The 2,376-nt window shown below is 66.3% G+C and carries 2 protein-coding genes and 1 pseudogene; 1 reads left to right on the forward strand and 2 read right to left on the reverse strand.

All coding sequences use genetic code 11. From position 1 onward, the window contains the following. Positions 1-190: 190 nt before the first annotated feature. Complete coding sequence (locus JCM19049_RS11910) at positions 191-781, reverse strand: FadR/GntR family transcriptional regulator (RefSeq protein WP_306420791.1); 591 nt, start codon at positions 779-781, stop codon at positions 191-193. After that, positions 751-921, reverse strand: coding sequence for a GntR family transcriptional regulator (locus JCM19049_RS22660; protein WP_306420792.1), 171 nt, complete (start codon positions 919-921; stop codon positions 751-753). Before JCM19049_RS22660 ends, JCM19049_RS11910 begins: the two co-directional genes overlap by 31 nt. 202 nt (positions 922-1,123) lie before the next feature. On the opposite strand from JCM19049_RS22660, the pseudogene gndA reads away from it, so the two are divergent. Next, a pseudogene (gene gndA / locus JCM19049_RS11915) lies at positions 1,124-2,376 on the forward strand (NADP-dependent phosphogluconate dehydrogenase); the annotation flags it as partial.

Genomic DNA, 2,376 nt, shown 5'->3' on the forward strand with positions numbered 1-2,376 from the left:
GCTGATTGCGCTCTCCCGGGTCGCGGTCGGCGCCCACTACCTGCATGACGTGCTGGCCGGCTGGCGCTCGGGTCCTGGTGGTGCTGGTGTGCCTGGTGCTGCTGCGGCCGTTGATCGAACGCCTCGCGCCACCGGCCGAACTGCGCGAAACCCAACCCGTCGCGGTGGCCGAGCGCTAGGGCAGAAAGTGCTAGCGGGGACCGGCTGGGTCGATGAACAAACGTTCCTGCCCGGCCCAGATCCCGCAGATCTCGCTGTGGGTGCGGCGCATGATGTTCTCCATGTTCTGGCGGGCGGCCAGCGCATCGTGGTTGGACACCGCATCGGCGACCGCCTGGTGCCAGGCCAGGGCCTCCTCGTGCGGGCGTTCGGGCATCAGGCCCAGGTCGGTGCGCCCGCGCAGGGTCTCACCGATCGGGATGGCCAGGTTCGCGAACATTTCATTGCCGGAGGCGGCCAGCAGCACCGCGTGGAAGCGGATGTCCAGTTCCAAAAAGCGGCGCAGGTCCCCGATCCGGCCGTAGTGGTTCATCTGCGCCGAAAGCGTCATCAGCTCCTCGCGGAACTCGGCCGGGGAGTACTGGGCGGCCAGCTCGGCGGCCATCGGCTCCACGGAGATGCGCAGCTCGGTCAGCGAGCGCAGCTGCACGCCCTGCTGGTTGCTGGCCAGGCGCCAGCGGATCACCAGCGAATCATACGGGTTCCATTTGCTCGGGCCCTGCACCCGGATGCCCACCCGCTTGGTGCTGGTCACCAAACCGCACTGCGCGAGCACGCGCACGCCTCGCGGATCACCGAGCGTGAAACCTTCAGCTGCTGCTCCAGGTCGGCGGCAAGCAGGATCGTGTCCGCGGGGATGAAGCCGCTGACAATTCGTGAGCCGAGGTGCTCCACGACGTGGGCATGCAGACTGGTAGCCATTGCCTCATCATATCCAAGCGATGCGCCCAAAACCCCCACCTCAGGCACCGCAAGGCAAATAAATCAGATTTAAGTGGGCGGCGCCTCTGGGTATTGACCCGCCCGAGCGGTAGAATCAAAAACGTCACGAAGCCGTGCGGGCACGGAAGGTGCCCGGCGATGACGGCGCACCTTTCCGGTTACATATTGGAGAAATGATTTTATGCCTGCACAGATTGGCGTCACAGGTCTGGCCGTGATGGGCGCAAACCTCGCCCGGAACTTCGCCCGCAACGGATACACCGTTGCCCTGCACAACCGCTCGATCGGCAAGACCGATGCGCTGCTGGAGCGCACGGTGACGAAGGCCAGTTCATCCGCACCGAAACCCTCGAAGAGCTGGTGGCCAATCTGGAAACCCCTCGCCGGGTGATGATCATGGTCAAGGCCGGCGCCCCGGTCGACTCGGTCATTGACCAGCTGGTGCCGCTGCTGGATGAGGATGACATCATCATCGACGGCGGCAACTCCCACTACACCGACACCCGCCGCCGCGAAGCCGCGCTGGCCGAAAAGGGCCTGCACTTCGTGGGCGTTGGCGTCTCCGGCGGTGAGGAAGGCGCCCTGCTCGGCCCCTCGATCATGCCCGGCGGCTCCAAGCAGTCCTACCAGGCCCTGGGCCCGATGCTGGAGAAGATCGCGGCCAAGGCCGATGACGGCACCCCGTGCTGCGCCTGGATCTCCACCGACGGTGCCGGGCACTTCGTGAAGATGGTGCACAACGGCATCGAATACGCCGACATGCAGGTTATCGGCGAAGCCTACGACCTGATGCGCCACGCCGCGGGCATCGAACCGGCCGAGCAGGCCAAGATCTTCGCCGACTGGAACCAGGGCGAGCTTTCCAGCTTCCTGATTGAAATCACCGCCGAGGTCCTCGGGCACACCGATGCCGCCACCGGCAAGCCGCTGGTGGATGTCATCCAGGACTCCGCCGGGCAGAAGGGCACCGGACGCTGGACCGTGCAGTCCGGCCTGGACATGGGCTCGCCGGTCTCGGCCATCGCCGAATCCGTGTTCGCCCGCTCGCTGTCCTCGCAGCGCGAAATTCGCGCAGTGGGCCAGGAAGTGCTCCAGGGGCACACCGCCGAGGTGAACCTGCCGGAGAACTTCGTCGAGGACGTGCGCCAGGCGCTGTTCGCCTCCAAGCTGGTCTCCTACGCCCAGGGCCTGGACATGCTCACCTCCGCCGCCGGCGAATACGGCTGGGAGCTGAACCTGGACGAGATCGCCGGGTTGTGGCGTGAAGGCTGCATCATCCGCGCCGCCCTGCTCAAGGACATCATGGCCGCCTACAAGGGCGAAACCAGCCCGGCCAACCTGCTGTTCACCCCGGCCTTCACCGAGGCGATCGGCAAGGCCGTTCCGGCCTGGCGCCGCGTGGTGGCCGTGGCCGCCCAGCTGGGTATCCCGGCC

It is taken from the genome of Arthrobacter sp. JCM 19049 (assembly GCF_001310435.1).

What these genes read in the sequence shown, in the direction of transcription:
- JCM19049_RS22660 (WP_306420792.1), bottom strand. Translation starts at nt 921, where the DNA reads ATGGCTACCAGTCTGCATGCCCACGTCGTGGAGCACCTCGGCTCACGA.